Here is a 16,050-nt window from a genome sequence, read left to right as displayed (position 1 = left end):
GGAACCGACCAGTCGACGGCTGAAACGTTTCGTGTTCTGCTCCGAAGTTCGGGTTGCTTCTGGACGAACGTCCGGTTCCCTTCCATCCTGCCTTCGTCGGTAACTGGGCCCGTCGATCCGGAACTCGGCGCGCGATCGCGGTGACAGCCTCGCCGGCCGTGTCGTCTCCGCGCTCGCCCGCTTTCGGGAAAGTGACCCCCACTCAATAGAGGGGGGATCGGCTACTGTGACCACATTCCGGTATCGATCCGACAGGTCGGCGATATAGGGCTCATACCAGCGGTTAAGGAGCGAGTCGGTGGATCGCCGGCCGTATGGCGACGACCGCATCCACGAAATCGGGTGGGACGTTTAGCTTCGACCACAGGGACATGATGGTGTTCATCCTCGTCATGTCGCTGCACGGTCTGCAGAGCATGATCACGGAACTGCTGCCGGAGTTCTCGGTTGGCGGCCTCGGCGTCTCGATCGGACCGTTCTGGTTCGTCGCGATGTCGGTCGTCCTCCTCTTCCGGTCGTTCTGGGCGTGTCTCGCCATCCCCGTCGGCGGGATCGTCTTCGGCGAGATCCTGATCGGTGACTTCAGCGCGCTGGGCGCCGTCGAGGGGCTCATCGTCGTCACGGCGTCGTGGTTCTTCGCGATGTCGCTCGTCACCGACCCCTCGGACGTCAAGCAGATCGCCGGCGTCGGACTCCTCGCGAAGGCGATGGAAGAGATCGCCGCCTGGGTCATCGACGTCGGGAAGTTCTACGTCGGCGTCGAGGAACTGGAGGCCATCTCGTGGCTCCCCGAGACCGTGTGGGCGACCGAAGGCATGGGCGCGCTGCTACAGATACTCGTCGCCGGCGTCGTCTTCGGCGCCGTCCCGACGCTGTTCCTCTACCCCCGACTGCGCGGGAAGATCGAACCGCTCCTCGGGATGCGCCCCCTCGAGGGCCGCGACGGCCCGATGTTCACCCGGTCGTCGCTGAAGCGGCTCGTCGTGTGGGTCGCGCTCCTCCCGCTGGCGTTCGCCGCCGAGACGCTCAGCGAGACCAGCGGCGGGATCGTCACGTTCACGCCGGAGTTCGTCGAGACCTACGGTGAGACGTTCCTGTTCGTCCCCATCGCCGCCGCGGCGCTGATCGCGTTCGGGCTCGTCGCCTACCGACAGCGCAAGGTCGAGGGCGGGGTCTGAGGGCGGCCGCTTTCGATGAGTCCATCAGACATCCTCGTCGAGGACCTGACGTTCCAGTACCCCGGCGGCGACGAGCCGGTGTTGCGCGACGCGAACCTCCGGATCGAACCCGGGGAGTTCACCGCCGTCGTCGGCGGCAACGGCAGCGGCAAGACGACGCTGTGCAAGACGTTCAACGGCCTGATCCCGCACTTCTTCGAGGGGCGGTTCGACGGCCGCGTCTCGGTCGCCGGCACGGACACCCGCGAGTCGTCGGTCGCGGAACTCTCGAAGACCGTCGGCTACGTCTTCCAGGACTTCGAGAACCAGCTCGTCCAGGAGACCGTCCGCGACGACGTGGAGTTCGCCCCGCTGAACTACGGCCTCGACGACTACGCCGAGCGGGCGACCCGCGCGCTCGAACTCGTGGGGCTCGCACACCTGGAGGACCGCTTCGTCTGGGAGCTGTCTGGCGGCCAGCAACACCTCGTCGCGCTCGCGGGCGTGCTCGCGATGGACCCCGAGTTCGTCTTCGTCGACGAGCCAGCCGCGCAACTGGACCCGCAGAACGCCCGCGAGGCCTACGAACAGCTCCGCCGCCTCCACGAAGAGTTCGACAAAACGGTGATCGTCATCGAGCACCACTCGGAGTTCATCGCCGACTACTGCGACGAGATGGTGCTGGTCTCCGACGGCGGCGTCGCCTGGAAGGAGCCCGTCGAGGTCGGGCTCAACAGGCTCGACGACCTCGAATCCCACGACATCCACCCGCCGCAGGTCACCCAGATCGCCGCCGACCTGCCGGAGGAGACCGGCCGACTGGCCGACGGGCGTTACCCCGTCACCGTCGACGAGGCGGCGACGGCGTTCCCCGCAGTCGGGGACGAAGACCGACGGCGGGCCGCCGACGGAGGATCCGACAGGGGATCGTTCCCGAGCGGCAGCGGTGACACGCTCATCACGCTCGACGGCGTCGGCCACGGCTACCCGACGCTGCGGGAGGGGTACAACCGGGTGCTGGATGGAGTGGATCTGGACCTGTACGCGGGCGACCGCGTGGCGCTCGTCGGCGCCAACGGCGCCGGGAAGTCGACGCTGCTCCGCCTGCTCACCGGCCTCGAATCCCCCGACGAGGGGGATGTCACGGTCCTGGGGAAGGACACGAGCGAGACGCTGCCGGAGACGCTCGCCGACGACACCGTCTACATCCACCAGAACCCCGAGGAGATGTTCGTCGAGGACACCGTCCGCAAGGACGTGGGGTACTACCTGCAGAGCCGCGGGGCCGACGACGTCGACGAGCGCGTCGACGAGATCCTCGACTACCTCGACCTGGGGTCGCTCGCCGACCGCGACGGGCGATTGCTCAGCCTCGGCCAGCAACGCCGCGCGTCGCTGGGGATCGGGCTGGCGACCGACCCGACGGTCGTCCTGCTGGACGAGCCGACGGGCAGCCTCGACCTGCAGAGCCGCCGCGAGGTGACCGGGATGCTCCGGAAGGCCGAGAGCCGTGTCGAGACGGTCGTCATCGCCTCCCACGACCTGCAACTGGTCGCCGGCTGGGCCGACCGGGTGATCGTCATGGGCGACGGCGACGTACTCGCCGACGCCCCGCCCGGCGCCGTCTTCGACGACCCCGACCTCCTGGCAAGTACGGGGCTACGCAGGCCACAGGTCGCCGAGCTGAGCGACCGCCTCGGCGTCGATCCGCCGGCGCTCACCGCCGACGACCTGGTCGGGACGCTGTCGGAGGCCGCAACCGCGCCGAACGGTGCTCTCACGGACGGTGGGGCGGATCGCGGCTCGGCTGGTGGCGCGAGCGACCGTCCCGGCACCGATGCGAGCAGTCACCCCAACGCCGGAGGTGACCGCCGGTGAAGTACGTCGACGCGATCACCGACATCTCGATCGCGGACGTCAAGGTCGACCTGATGCGGACGGCCTACGACAACGACAGCGCGCTGTTGAACACGTTCGACCCGCGGGTGGTCCTGCTGTGGACGGTCCTGTTCATGGTCGTCCCGTGGCTGTTCTACGACCCGCTCCCGCTCGCGATCTTGCTGGCGGCGGCGTTCGCCCTCGCCGCGATCTCGCAGGTCAGCAAGTACCTGCTCGCGCTGCTGCTGTTCGGGCAGGTGACCAACGTCGGCTTCTTCGTCGTGCTGGTTCCGGCGATGGGCGGGACGATGGAGGCGCTCGGGTACCTCGGCGACAACGTGGGCCGCGTCACGACGGCGCTCGTCTCGCTCGACCCCGCCGTCTTCGGCGAGGCCTGGTCGGTCGTCGCCACGTCGGCCTCGCGGGGCGTCCACACCGCGATGACCAGCCAGGAAGTCGGCATCGACGCCGTCGGCGCCGTCGTCCCCTTCTTCCTGAAACTCACCATCATCTCGGTGATCAGCCTCGCCGTCTTCTCGGCGATGGGCCCCCAGAAACTCGCCAAGGGGATGCTCCGCCTCGGCGTCCCGCGGCAACTCACCTTCGCCATCGCCTACGGCTACCGGATGATGCCGCTGCTCGTCGAGGAGTATCACGCGCTGGTCAACTCATTCCGACTCCGCAGCGAGGTGCCCGAGAAGCGGGGGATCCTGCAGTGGCGCTACTACGTCTATCTGCTGAAACTCTCCGTGAAGGCCTTCTACCCGCTCATCTTCAACGTCGCGAAGCGCTCGCGGGTCACCGTCGAGGCCATGGAGACGAAGGGGTTCTCCCGCTCGCTCGGCGACGAGCGGAGTCGCACTCTTCGGACGGAAGGGATGATGGTCCGGACCCGGGACGTCTCGTTCGTCTTCGGGTCCCTGTTTTTCGTCGCGGCCGTCTGGGCGTTCACCTGACGGTCGCTCGCGCCCCGAGTTCGGTCGCTTCGACGCCGTGGCGGTCGACGACCGTCCGGAGCACGGGGACGCGGCGCGCGAGTTCGGCGGGCGAGTGGCTGTCGGTGCCCAGCACGAACGCCACGTCTCGCTCCTGAAACGCGTCGAGCATCTCGGGATCCGGGTGGACGCGACCCAGCGACCCGTGGACGCGCCCGGCGTTGATCTCGGGGACCGTGTCGGCGTCGGCCAGCGCCGCGGCGACGCGCTCGTAATCCGCCCGTCGCGAGAACCCGCGGAGCGCGTCCATTCGTTCGGGCAGGTCGAGGTGGCCGAGCACGTCGAACAGCCCCGACTCGACGGCTGCGACGACGGCGTCGAAGTAGCGCTCGACGGCCGCCCGGCGCGTTTCGTCGGACGCGCCGACGTACTGGGCGCCCGAGGTGTAGTCGTACGGGCCGGCGAAGTGGACGCTCCCGATGGTGTAGTCGAACGCCGCCTCCTCGAGGAGGGCGGCAGTTTCGGCTTCGGCGTCGGCGACGTAGCTGACCTCGGCGGCGTCCCAGACGGTGAGGTCCGTCCGCGGACGGAACCGCTCGATGGCCTCCCGCCGGCGCTCGTAGGTCTCGACGAGGTCGTAGCGCTCGCGGCGGCCGAACGCGTCGTCGACGGCGATGCAGTGGTCGGTGAACCCGACGGCGTCGAGGCCCGCTCGCTCCGCGGCGCGGCACATCGCGGGCAGGGCCGACCCGTCGGAGTAGGTGGTGTGGGCGTGGAGGTCGGCGCGCATCACTCGCCGCCCACGTCGTAGAGCTTCTGGCCGTCGAGTTTCGGGACGACGGCGCTCTCGCTGAACCGCAGGTCGTACTCGAGCAGGTCGTTCAGCCGGATGTCGGCCTTCTGCTCGTACTTGGGCGCCTTCCCGAGCTTCGCGATCTGTCGGTACAGGTCGCGTTCGGCGTCGCTCGGGGTCTCGCCGTAGACGTGGCGCCCGATGACCAGCGCGCCGACGGTGTCCTCCGGCGAGGGCTTGCCCTTCGACCCCGCGGCGACCATGTACGTCGGCTTATCCGCATCGTCGAGGCAGTCCGCAACCGCCCGCGCGTTGGCGAGGGTACCGACGTAGACGTCCACGTCGTCGTCACCGCCTAACCGGAGGTCCGTCACCGCGGCGCCACCGTTCGTCGAGGTCAGCGCCGTGGGGCGGCCGGCCACGTCGGTGTCCTGCACCCACGTCGGCGAGTTGAAGAAGTCGTAGCCCTCGGTGGGGGTGTACTCCTCGCTTGATCCGCCGCCGATCTTCGCCCGCGGGTGCTCCTCGGCGAAGGCGTGCTCGTCCCCGCGCTCCTCGGTCACGTGGACGTACTCGGCGCCGTTCTCGAACAGTTCGACCACCGTCGTCGAGAAGTGCGTGACGTCGATGACGACGTAGTTGCCGGCCGGCGGATCCTCGGGGATGCGAGCGCGCGACGGCAGGATCCGGTCGGTGAGCGTCTCCTCTAGGTCTGGGTCCGCGATCGAACGCATACCCGGTTCCGCACGGAGCGGACTGAAGCCCCTTGCTAAGAGTGCTATTGTCGGCTCCCGTCCGGTACGTAGTGATATTGACGGCGTCCGCGGTCAGTCGCCACCGGCCCGCGCTTCCGTGCGCGCCCGCTCGACGCTCTTGCCGTCCCGCAGGACGGCGTCGACGAACAGCTCGCCCGCGCGGTACGACGAGCGGACCATCGGCCCGGACGCACAGTAGAGAAAGTCCAGTTCCTCCTCGGCGACCCGCCGCCAGGTGTCGAAGGCGTCGGGGTGGACGTACTCGGCGACTTCGAGGTGCGACCGCGAGGGCTGGAGGTACTGGCCGAGCGTCACCACGTCGACGCCGACGCTCCGCAGATCCGACAGCGTCTGGTAGACCTCGTGGTCGTACTCGCCGACGCCGAGCATCAGGCTCGTCTTGACGTACGAGTCGGACTCGCGGGCGGCCTGCCGGAGCACGGAGAGGGACTGCTCGTAGCCCGCGCGGCGGTCCCGGACCGGCCACTGGAGCCGTTCGACCGTCTCCACGTTGTGCGCGAACACGTCCGGTTCCGCGTCGAGGACTTTCCGGACCAGGCGCTCCTCACCCTGGAAGTCGGGCACCAGCGCCTCGACGAGGATGCCCGGGTGGCGCTCCTTGATGGCCTCGATCGTCCGGGCGAAGTGGCCGGCGCCCTGATCGGGCAGGTCGTCGCGGTCGACCGACGTGAGGACGACGTAGTCGAGACCGATCTCCGCGACGGCGTCCGCCACCTGCTCGGGTTCCTCGTCGTCCAGCGGGTCCATTCCGCCGGTCTGGACGTCGCAGAAGTTACACCCGCGCGAGCAGCGGTCGCCCATCAGCATGAACGTCGCCGTGCCTGGGCCGTCGCGGCCCGACCAGCACTCTCCGAGGTTGGGACAGTTGGCTTCCTCGCAGACCGTGTTGAGGTCCCGATCCCGGAGCGTCTCCTTGATCTCCGCGAAGCGCTCGCCCGACGGCGGCCGCATCTTCAGCCACTCGGGCTTGCGGGCGCGACTCATTGGCGAGAGTTAGGTTCGGCCGCTGAAAAGCGTGCGGGAGTCCGATTCCCGCCCGGTTCGGTGGCAGTGAACGCCAGAGCTGTGGCCTCTCGGACAGACTACCGATGGGCTGACGGTACGTCCGTACGCGATAGAGGCGCATCCTCTCCGCTCGCCCCCTGTGACCCGGCCACTGGACCGGGCAGCAGACACGACGTTCCGCGACCGGCTTTCGCGCCGTCGTTTGCCGATGGGGTCTGCTAGACGAACTCCGCCTGGAATCGGTTGATGCTCTCGTCGGTCCCGACCACCACGAGTTCGTCGCCGGGTTCGATCACGAACGATGCGCCGGGATTGGTGACGACGCGCCCGTCCCGTTCGGCTGCGACGACGGTACAGCCGGTCAGGTTGCGGATGTCCGCGTCGGCGAGCGACTCGCCGGCAGCACCCGGGACCGTCGTCCGGACGAGTTTGAGTTGCGTTCCCGACGAGAGGATATCCTCGCCGAGGACGATCGACGCGAGCATCCGTCCGCTGACCGCCGAGAGCGAGAGCACGTAGTCCGCGCCGGCGCGGTACAGCTTCGACACGTTCTCGTGCTCGTTCGCCTGGGCGACGATCTCGATGCGAGGGTTCAACTCGCGGATGGCGAACGTCGCGAAGACCGTCGCCGTATCGTCCGGCAGCGCGAGGACGACGGTGTCGGCGTCGGCGATACCCGCCTCCCGGAGCACCCGCCGATCGGTCGCGTCGCCGACCACGTCGACGGTCGGGCCTTCTGCGAGGTCGATAGTCCTGTACCGGACCCCGACGTCCGAGAGCGCGGTCGTGACGGCCCGCCCGACGACGCCCGTCCCGGCGACGACGACGTCTCCCCGCCGGCGACGTCCTTCGGAGAGCGTCATCTCCTTTAGCCGGTCGAGTTCCGCGTCGCCGCCGGTCGCGACGAGGACGCTCCGCGCGTCGAGTCTGGCATCGAGCGGTGGCGGACTCCGGAACTCTCCCCGGAACCACACCCCGATGATGGACGCTCCCGTTCGCTCCGCGACGTCGCTCTCGCCGATGGTCTGGCCGATCAGTTCGCTCCCGCTCTGGAGCGGGAACTCCGCGATGTCGAAGTCCTCCTCGATCTCGACGGCTTCGATGGCCTCCGGATCGAACGTCCCGACCGCTTTGGCCGCGAGCTGTTCGCCCAGTATCTGCTTGGGCGAGAGCACGTGGTCGGCCCCCGCGTATCGGTGGTAATCCGCGGCGTCCGGGTCCTCGGCCAGGCTGACCGTCCGGACGTCGGGACTGACGGCTCGGGCCGAGAGGAGGACGCTCGGATTGGCCTCGTCGTCGACGTTGGCGATCAGCGCGTCGGCGTCTGCCAGCCGGGCTCGTCGGAGTGCGGCGTCCGACTCGGGGTCCCCGAACATCACCGTATACCCCGCCGCGTACAGGTCGTCGGCGCTCTCCCGGTCGGCGTCGACCACGACGTACTCGACGCCGCGTTCGGTGAGTTCGTCGATGAGGACCTCCTCGCGGGGCCCGTAGTCACACAGGACGACGTGCTCGTCGACGCCGCGGACCGACGAGGGGGCGCTGGACGTGAACGCGTCTTCGAAGAGGGGCACGACGAGCACCGGGAGCGCCGCGAAAATGAGCACGAGCCCCGAGAGGGCCATGAGGGAGACGAGGTAGTTCATCTGCGGGCTCGACCACGGGGCGTCCCCGCCGTACCCCACGGTGGTGACCGTCTGGACGACGGCCTCGACCGACCGATACAGCGGCTGCGGCCGGTCCTCCCAGGTGGTCATCCCGTAGTTGTACAGGACCACGAACCCGGAGAGCACGCCGACGACGAGGACGAGGTAGTAGACGGTGAGCCGCGTTCGCCTGTCCATGTCATCTAGTATCACGGAGTGCGGCCAGTAATAGCCACTCCTCGGCAGCGGTCTCCCGGGCAACGGCGACCACCGACGCTATACGACGGCCGCCGAGCCGGACAGCGCTCACTCACACGCGACAGACGGCGAGCATGTGGGCGGACATGTCCGCGACGGTGCGGTCGTCGCGGAGTTCGTCGACGAGCGCGCGGATACCGGCCAGTTGGCACTCGGAGAGGTCATCGGTCTCCTCGCGCAGCGGCCCGGCCGAGAGGACCGACGCCAGCCCTTCGAGCCCGACCAGTCGCCGACGGTCAGCCGGTCCCACTCGGCCTCGTCGTGCTCGTCGTAGTAGGTCTCGGGGTCGTCCATCGGCACGCCCGAGCAGTGTCGGCCGTCCGAAATATACTTTGGGCGGCTGCGAGACTCGTCCGCACGTCCCGCGACGGTATCGACTTACTGCACGCGGCCGCCGACCCGCTCGCTCCTCGTCCGCAACTGGTCGATCCGTTCGTTCACCGGCGGGTGATGTGCGAGCAGGCGGGACGACCCGGTCGCCTCTACGACGTATCGAGTCTCGGAAAGCGTCTCCAGCGCGCTGGCGAGCGCCGCGCCGCCCGCAGCCTCGGCGGCGTAGGCGTCCGCCTGTTCCTCGGTCCGACGGACGACCCACGCCAGGGCGACGGCGGCCGGCGCGGTACCGACTACCAGCGCCGCCAGCGCGATCCCGGGCGCGACCGAGGCGACGCCGAGCGCGACGCCTGCGAGGACGGCGACCATCGAGTATCGCAGGAGCACGTGCTCGTGAGCGTGGTGGCCGACCTCGTGGGCGACGACGGCCCGCAGCTCCGCGTCGTCGAGGACGGCGAACAGTGATTCGGCGCAGAAGACGTACTCGGCGCCGGGGACGACTCCGGCGGCGAAGGCGCTGCCGATGCGCGTCCGGTCGTCGACGACCCGCAGACGGACGCCCGGCGGGAGTACGTCGGCCACCGCTGCGCGCTCGTCGTCGGTCGGCCAGCGCGTCCGCAGGGCGACCACGACGGCGAACGGCGTCAGCGCCGTCGCGACCAGTCCCAGTCCCACCGCCGCGAGGACGCGCGGCCAGCCCGCTGGGACCGTCGCGATGACGCCAGCGGTCAGCAGGATGCCGACGAGTCCCACCCCGTCGCGCTCCAGTTCCCACGCCGCGGCGTCGCGGTAGCGTACCCGGAACCCGCGGACCGCGCGGCGGTAGGGGACCGTCGCCAGCCGGACGACGAGTGCGAGGATGACGACCGGGAGCGCGTAGACCGCGACGGCGACGACGACGCCGGCGACTGCTCCGGCCAGCGCCAGCCCCGTCGCCTCCGTGATGGCGCTGGCGCCTCCGGCCTGTGCCGCCCGCGCAAGTCCGGACAGGTAGGTGACGACCGCGGTCAGCGTGCCGCCGGCGACCACGCCTCGCTGGCGGAGACGCCGGAGTTCGACCGCCGTCTCGGCGTCGTTCGCGGGGCTCTCGTAGGCGGTCCGAGCGCGCCAGCGAACCGCTGCGCCGACGAGGAGGACGACAACCGCGTGGGCGACGACTGCATAGGCGGCCGGGGCCGCCGCGGAGGGGAGCGGGGGATTCACTCCCGGAGCGTCGCCCGGGGGGCACAAAATGTCACCGAACGACTCTGTCATTCCAATCAGAACATAGATACAAATATTTAACATGTATGGCCGACAGACGATACGGCATGTTCGACGTATCGCGCGAGGACATCGTCGGCGGGTCGCTGGCTCGGGCGCTCGTGATACTGGCCGGACCGCTCGTCGCGCAGAACTTCGCGCTGGTCGCGCAGTCGGTCGTCGACCTGTTCTGGGTGGGTCGCCTCGGCGGCGAGGCGGTTGCAGCTGTAGGTCTGGCGACGGTCGTCGTCGCGCTGCTGACGGTCCCGCTCCAGGCGTTTTTCACCGGGAGCCAGGTGGTCACCTCCCAGCGGGTGGGTGCGGACGAAGCGGCCTCGGCCCGACGGGTCCCCGTCACGGCGGCGTACTGCGCGATCGCGGTCGCGGCAGTGCTCGGTGCCGGACTCGTCTTCGCGGCCGACCCCATCGCGGCGGCGTTCCTCGACGGCCGGACGGTCCAGTCGTACGCGGTCAGCTACCTCACGGCCTACGCGCTCGCGCTCGTCGCCGTCGCCGCCAGCGACACGCTGGAGAGCGGCTTCACCGGGTGGGGTGACACCCGCGCTGCGCTGTACGTCAACCTCACCGCCATCGTCGTCAACGTGGTCGTCGACCCGCTGCTCATCCTCGGCTGGGGCCCGTTCCCCCGGCTCGAACTGTTCGGCGCGGCGCTCGCGACCGCCATCGGCTACGGCTGTGGCGCCCTGTTCGCGCTCGCGCTCGCCGCCCGCGGCCGGCAGGGATTCGTCCTCTCCCGTGAGGCGCTCCGCCCACACCTCGACACCGCTCGGGAGGTCGTCGATGTCGGGCTCCCCATCGCAGGGCAGAACGGCGGGCGGCAGGTCGCCCGCCTCGGGATGATCGGCATCGTCTCGGCGGTCGGCGGTTCGGCCGCGCTCGCGGCCTACCACATCGGGTCGCAGGTCGCGACCGTCGCGTTCGTCCCGGCCACCGGCGTCGCACAGGCGTCGACGAGCGTCGTCGGCCAGAACCTCGGCGCCGAGCAACCGTCCAGAGCCCGCAGAGCGACCTGGATCGGCGTCGCCATCGCGGCCGTCGGGCTCTCGGTGTTTGCCGTGATCCAGTGGTTCTTCCCCGCGCCCATCGCGCAGGTGTTCGTCCCCGATCTCTCCGGGCAGGCGCTGGAGTACAGCGTCCTCTACCTGCAGATCCTCGCCTACGGGTACTGGGCGCTGGGTGTCATCTACACAGTCGAGGCGGGGTTCAACGGCGCCGGCAACACCGACGTGAGCATGTACTCGACGCTCGCGCAGTACTGGGCGGTCCGCCTGCCGATCGCCGTCGTCGGCGCCTACGTCCTCGATCTTGGCGTCGCCGCCGTCTTCTGGGGCGTCACGCTCTCCAATATCGCCGCGGCGCTGTGGCTCGCAGGGTACTTCTACCGCTCGACAGATAGGGGGATGCTCCGTCAGGCGGCCGACGAGGCCGCCCCCTCGGACTGACTCTGGACCACTTTCACTCCGGCATAGAAACGCCTATGGCGACGGGGCCCCCGCCTCCTGTCGTGTCATCGTACGCCGACGGCGAGACGGAGCTGGCGGTGTCGGAGGTGCTGCCCGAGTACGCCGACGCGTTTCCCTTCGAGCGGTTCAACGCGATGCAGTGCGAGGTCCTCCCCGCCCTGCTCGACTCGACCGAGAACGTCGTCGTCAGCGCACCGACCGCCAGCGGCAAGACCGCGCTCGCCGAAGTCGCCATCTGCGAAGCCATCGAAGCCGATGGGACCGCCCTCTTTCTGGCGCCCCTGCGCGCGCTGACCAACGAGAAGGAGAGCGAGTGGGAGCGCTTCGAGGAGATGGGCTACTCCGTGTACGTCGTCACCGGCGAGCGGGACCTCAACCCCCGCCGCGCCGAGCGGGCGGACATCCTCGTGATGACCCCCGAGAAGGCCGACTCCGCCACCCGGAAACACGACTCGCCGCGCTACTCCTTTATCACCGACGTGGACTGCTGCGTCATCGACGAGGTCCACCTCCTCGACTCGGAGAAGCGCGGGTCCGTGCTGGAAGTGACGGTGTCGCGCCTGCGACGGCTCTGTGACCCACGAGTGGTCGCGCTCTCGGCGACGATGCCGAACGTCGACGACGTGGCCGGGTGGCTCGACGCCCCCGCCGACAACACCTTCGAGTTCGGCGACAAGTACCGGCCAGTCCCGCTGCACGCCGACGTGCGGACCTACACCCACGGCGACAACGCCTTCGCGGACAAGTATCGACGGCTCTACCGCGCGCTCGACATCGCCGAACCGCACATCCGCGACGAGGGGCAGGCGCTGGTGTTCGTCTCCTCGCGGCAAGACACCGTCCAGGCCGCCAAGAAGGCCCGCGACGAGATCGTCGAACGCGACATCCCGATGGGCGCTCGCGGTGACTACGACTTCCACACCGACGCTTCCGAACTCTCGAACGACACGCTCCGCCAGTCGGTCCTCGACGGCGTGGGCTTTCACCACGCCGGCCTCTCGAAGGAGGACAAGAATCTCGTCGAGCAGTGGTTCAAGGAAGGCAAACTGCAACTGCTCTTTTCTACCTCTACGCTCGCGTGGGGCGTGAACCTGCCCGCCCGCTGCGTCGTCATCCGCGACACGAAGCTCCACGACCCACTGGAGGGCGAAGTAGACATGAGCCCGCTCGACGTGCTCCAGATGCTCGGCCGCGCCGGGCGACCGGGCTACGATGACAAGGGGTACGCCTGGGTCGTCTGCGACTCCTCGGACGCCGACAAGTACCGGACGCTCCTGCGCGACGGCAAGGAGATCGAGTCGCGGCTGGCCGAGGATCTCGACGCCCACCTCAACGCGGAGATCGCACTCGGGACGATCGGCGACATCGACGACGTGATGGACTGGCTGGAGACGACGTTCTACTACGTCCGCGCCCAGAGCGCCCCCGACGAGTACGCCTCCGAGAGCGCCCTGCGCGAGCGAGTCAGCGACACGCTCCGCCTGCTCGTCGCCCGCGGGTTCGTCGAGCGCGAGAACATGCGCCTCGAACCGACGCCGCTGGGTCGCCTCGCCTCGAAGTTCTACCTGCGGCTCGACACCGCGCGGGAGTTCGCTGATCTCGCCGAACTGGCGGAAGAGGAGGGCGAGCTCGACCAGGACGCGATCCTCGAAGCGATCGCGACGGCCGCCGAGTTCGACAGCGTCAGCGCTCGCTCGGACGAGCGCGACGCCGTCGCCGCGGTCCTCGGGCAGACCGACGACCTCGACCCGGGCGCCCGGAAGGTGCTCGCCATCCTCGAATCGCGGATGCGCGGGACGACGCCCGGCGAACTCCAGAGCGACGCGTGGGTGATCACCCAGAACGTCCTGCGCCTGCTCGCCGCCCTCCGCGCGTTCCTCGACCGCCTCGCGGGCGCTACGGCGGCCAACCTCGCCCGCCGTATCGAGGCGCGCATCGAGAACGGCATCAGCGACGATGCGGTCGGCCTGACCGCCATCGACGGCGTCGCCTCCGGCCGCGCGAGCAAGCTCGCCGCCGAGGGGATCACCACGCCGGCCGCGGTCCGCGAGGCGGGCGTCTCGGGGCTCCGCTCGGCCGGTCTCTCCGAGGGCGTCGCCGATCGCGTCCTCGACAGCGCGGGCGAACTTCCCAACGTCGTCGTCGAGTGGGGCGAGTTCCCCGACAGCGTGGCCGCCGGCGAGAACGACATGCGGGAGGTCACCGTCCGGAACGTCGGCGGCGACGCCCGCGCGGGCCTGCGCGTCACCGTCAACGGGGTCGAGATGGCGACGAAGAACCGCTATCTCGGCGAAGTGAACCTGCCCGTGGGCGTCTTCGGCGGCGACGCCGCCGAGCTGGAGTACGCCATCGAGGTCGCGTTCCCCGAACTGCCGCTCCACCCCGTCGTCGAGACCCGTTCGGTCCGCGTCGAGTGACCGAGCGACGGCCCCTCCCGCGCGCCACCGTCGCCTCCACACGCGGGGGGCTCACCGGGCCGGAATCGGCTTCCAACACGGGGTTCGCCGCAACCGTATCTCACGCCGTCCATGAAAATACGAAACTGGTTTAGATTCTGTTTTAAACGCTCTAAGCGGTTTTCAAACGGTTGTAAAAGATTAGAAAATCAACTAAAAGGTCCGGTCGACGGGGGATAAATCGTCAAACGGCGCGAAATCACCCTAGCGGTCTGTCCTTTATATGGGGTAGCGGATGCATGTGGGTAGTAGGTGACAACAGATGTCCAGTGCCTCCCCGTTCCGTCGCTCCGTCCCCGAACTCCCCGCCTCCCGCGGCGCACAGCGCCTCCAGTCGCTGGTCGTCGGCTCGTTCCAGTTCGCCGGCTTCTGGTCGGCCGTCGCGCTGCCGTTCGCGATGCTGGCGCTCGTCGTCACGGGCTCGGCTTCCGAACAGGTTCCGCTGTTCGTCGCGCTGCTGATCGCGAACGTCGTCGCTCTCCGACTCGGCCACGGCTACAATCAGGACTGACTCGCGCTCCCCTCCACCGCGCGAACGACTGACTGCCCTCCACTCACGCGGTCCGTTCCTCCCCGCGGCCCGCCTTTCTCCTCGATCCGTCCCGACCTTTAAATCCGAGAGCGCGGCCACGCCGTCCCATGCACGACGAGGTGCGCGTCGTCGCGGGCGACTGCACGGCGACGTTCGACGGACGAAACGAGCGTGAACACCGCGGGGACGTGGTCACGGTGGTCAAGCCGGACAACACGGTGCTGGTCCACGACGCCGACGGCTACCAGCCCGTAGCGTGGCTTACCAGAGCCGACAGCGTCCAGTTCGTCGACGGCGTGCTCGACGCCCGCGAGGGCGACCAGCGATTGCGCGTCGAGATCCACGACGAACACGGCACGGCCCGCCACCCCGTCTCGCGGGCCGGCGTCCCCGTCGGTGACTGCCCGCGTTGCGACGGCCGGCTGGTGCTCGCCGGCGGCGCGGTGCGCTGTGGTGACTGTGAGGGGGAGTACTCGGTCCCGCGGGACGCGGCCGTCCTGGACGAGACATGTCCGGTCTGTGGGCTCCCCCTGTTGCGGGTGGAGCGCGGCGACGAGTTCGAGGTCTGCGTGGATCGGGACTGCGAATCCATCGACGACTGCGTGACCGAGCGCTTCGACCGCGAGTGGGACTGCCCGAACTGCGACGGCGAGTTGCGGGTGCTCCGCCGGGGCGGCCTCATCGCCGGCTGCGAGCGCTACCCCGACTGCGACACCGGATTCGGCATCCCGACCGGCGTGATCGACGGTACCTGTGAGTGCGGGCTGCCGGTCTTCGAGACGCCCTCGGGCCGGCGGTGTCTCGATACGGGTTGCGAGAAGACCTGACTACTCCGTGCGGGCGAGCAGGTGCTCGCGCAGGTCTGCGGGCGAGTCGGCGACGTAGTCCGCGACGCTCCGGTCGGTCTGGTCCGCGGCGCCGTGGCGGAAACCGACGACGTACATTCCGGCGCGACTCGCGGACTCGATGCCGTGGACGGAGTCCTCGACGGCGACAGTATCGGCGGGATCGACGCCGATTTCGCTGGCGGCGTGTTCGTAGACCCTCGGTTCGGGCTTGCCCGGCCCGTCCAGCGCGTCGGCGCTGATCACCGCGTCGAATTCGAGGTCGAACCGGTCGAGCACCACGTCGATCCAGTCGTGGGGCGACGAAGAGACGAGCGCGACGGCGACGCCTCGATCCCTGAGCGTCGCCAGCAGGTCGTCGGCGCCGTCGAGCAGGCGCACCTCCTCGCCGTAGATGGTGGTCGCGGCCTCCTCGTACCACTCGAGGAACTCAGCCCGTGCCATCTCGATCTCGTAGGTCTCGACCAGGTAGTCGTAGATCTCCCGGTAGTTCATCCCCGTAATCTCGTCGAGGTCGAGGTCGTCGAGACCGACCTGCGGGAGGAGGTCGTCCCGCTCGTAGGGATGCCAGTAGTCTTCGGAGTCGACCAACACGCCGTCCATGTCGAAACAGACCGCGTCCATGCCCGGTCGTCTCGCGGCCCCGTGGAGTGCTTTTTGGACGGTCCGTTCGGAGCCTCGTGATCGCAGGGGCTTTCAGCGCCGGGTGG

The 16,050-nt window shown here is 69.0% G+C and carries 14 protein-coding genes; 7 read left to right on the top strand and 7 right to left on the bottom strand.

Features of this window, described 5'->3' with window-relative positions; all coding sequences use genetic code 11:
* The first annotated feature begins 314 nt into the window (after positions 1-314).
* The 3 genes from AB2U09_RS13810 to AB2U09_RS13800 are packed head-to-tail and all read left to right on the top strand — an operon-like array spanning position 315 to position 3,991.
* A complete protein-coding gene (locus AB2U09_RS13810; RefSeq protein ID WP_459193308.1) occupies positions 315-1,178 on the top strand; it encodes a DUF8171 family membrane protein in 864 nt (287 codons plus the stop codon).
* Positions 1,179-1,193: 15 nt separating this feature from the next.
* Positions 1,194-3,035: an ABC transporter ATP-binding protein gene (locus AB2U09_RS13805; protein ID WP_459193307.1), complete on the top strand. Its 1,842-nt coding sequence runs from the start codon at positions 1,194-1,196 to the stop codon at positions 3,033-3,035.
* Positions 3,032-3,991 carry an energy-coupling factor transporter transmembrane component T gene (locus tag AB2U09_RS13800; RefSeq protein ID WP_459193306.1) on the top strand — a complete coding sequence of 320 codons (960 nt, stop codon included), beginning with the start codon at positions 3,032-3,034 and terminating at the stop codon, positions 3,989-3,991. Before AB2U09_RS13805 ends, AB2U09_RS13800 begins: the two co-directional genes overlap by 4 nt.
* Here the strand turns inward: AB2U09_RS13800 and AB2U09_RS13795 are convergent.
* The 6 genes from AB2U09_RS13795 to AB2U09_RS13770 form a co-directional block, all read right to left on the bottom strand.
* On the bottom strand, positions 3,984-4,760 hold the full coding sequence (locus tag AB2U09_RS13795; protein WP_459193305.1) for a PHP domain-containing protein: 777 nt from the start codon (positions 4,758-4,760) through the stop codon (positions 3,984-3,986). The two genes, AB2U09_RS13800 and AB2U09_RS13795, sit on opposite strands and share 8 nt — an antisense overlap.
* Entirely contained in the window at positions 4,760-5,497 is a 738-nt protein-coding gene (locus AB2U09_RS13790) for a 2-phosphosulfolactate phosphatase (RefSeq protein ID WP_459193304.1), read from the bottom strand. Before AB2U09_RS13790 ends, AB2U09_RS13795 begins: the two co-directional genes overlap by 1 nt.
* Positions 5,498-5,590: 93 nt before the next feature.
* Positions 5,591-6,523 (bottom strand): lipoyl synthase, encoded by a 933-nt coding sequence (gene lipA, locus AB2U09_RS13785; RefSeq protein WP_459193303.1) that lies wholly within the window; start codon positions 6,521-6,523, stop codon positions 5,591-5,593.
* Positions 6,524-6,762: 239 nt separating this feature from the next.
* Complete coding sequence (locus AB2U09_RS13780; RefSeq protein WP_459193302.1) at positions 6,763-8,388, bottom strand: potassium channel family protein; 1,626 nt, start codon at positions 8,386-8,388, stop codon at positions 6,763-6,765.
* Positions 8,389-8,500: 112 nt separating this feature from the next.
* On the bottom strand, positions 8,501-8,698 hold the full coding sequence (locus AB2U09_RS13775) for a hypothetical protein (protein WP_459193301.1): 198 nt from the start codon (positions 8,696-8,698) through the stop codon (positions 8,501-8,503).
* Positions 8,699-8,826: 128 nt separating this feature from the next.
* On the bottom strand, positions 8,827-9,984 hold the full coding sequence (locus AB2U09_RS13770) for a M48 family metalloprotease (RefSeq protein ID WP_459193300.1): 1,158 nt from the start codon (positions 9,982-9,984) through the stop codon (positions 8,827-8,829).
* A 107-nt stretch (positions 9,985-10,091) separates the two neighbouring features.
* Between AB2U09_RS13770 and AB2U09_RS13765 the strand changes: the two genes are divergently transcribed.
* From AB2U09_RS13765 to AB2U09_RS13750, 4 genes are all read left to right on the top strand, one after another.
* Positions 10,092-11,486 (top strand): MATE family efflux transporter, encoded by a 1,395-nt coding sequence (locus tag AB2U09_RS13765; protein ID WP_459193299.1) that lies wholly within the window; start codon positions 10,092-10,094, stop codon positions 11,484-11,486.
* A 92-nt stretch (positions 11,487-11,578) separates the two neighbouring features.
* The gene (locus tag AB2U09_RS13760; protein WP_459193752.1) at positions 11,579-13,924 is read left to right on the top strand and encodes a DEAD/DEAH box helicase; all 2,346 of its coding nucleotides are present in this window, start codon (positions 11,579-11,581) and stop codon (positions 13,922-13,924) included.
* A 301-nt stretch (positions 13,925-14,225) separates the two neighbouring features.
* The gene (locus AB2U09_RS13755) at positions 14,226-14,474 is read left to right on the top strand and encodes a DUF8028 family protein (RefSeq protein ID WP_459193298.1); all 249 of its coding nucleotides are present in this window, start codon (positions 14,226-14,228) and stop codon (positions 14,472-14,474) included.
* 128 nt (positions 14,475-14,602) lie between these two features.
* Entirely contained in the window at positions 14,603-15,322 is a 720-nt protein-coding gene (locus tag AB2U09_RS13750) for a DUF91 domain-containing protein (protein ID WP_459193297.1), read from the top strand.
* Here the strand turns inward: AB2U09_RS13750 and AB2U09_RS13745 are convergent, their stop codons facing one another.
* Entirely contained in the window at positions 15,323-15,964 is a 642-nt protein-coding gene (locus AB2U09_RS13745; protein WP_459193296.1) for an HAD family hydrolase, read from the bottom strand. It lies immediately after the preceding gene.
* Between the last annotated feature and the right edge of the window lie 86 nt (positions 15,965-16,050).

Source organism: Halosimplex yunnanense (assembly GCF_054504345.1).
This window is presented reverse-complemented; position numbering and strand designations above follow the sequence as displayed.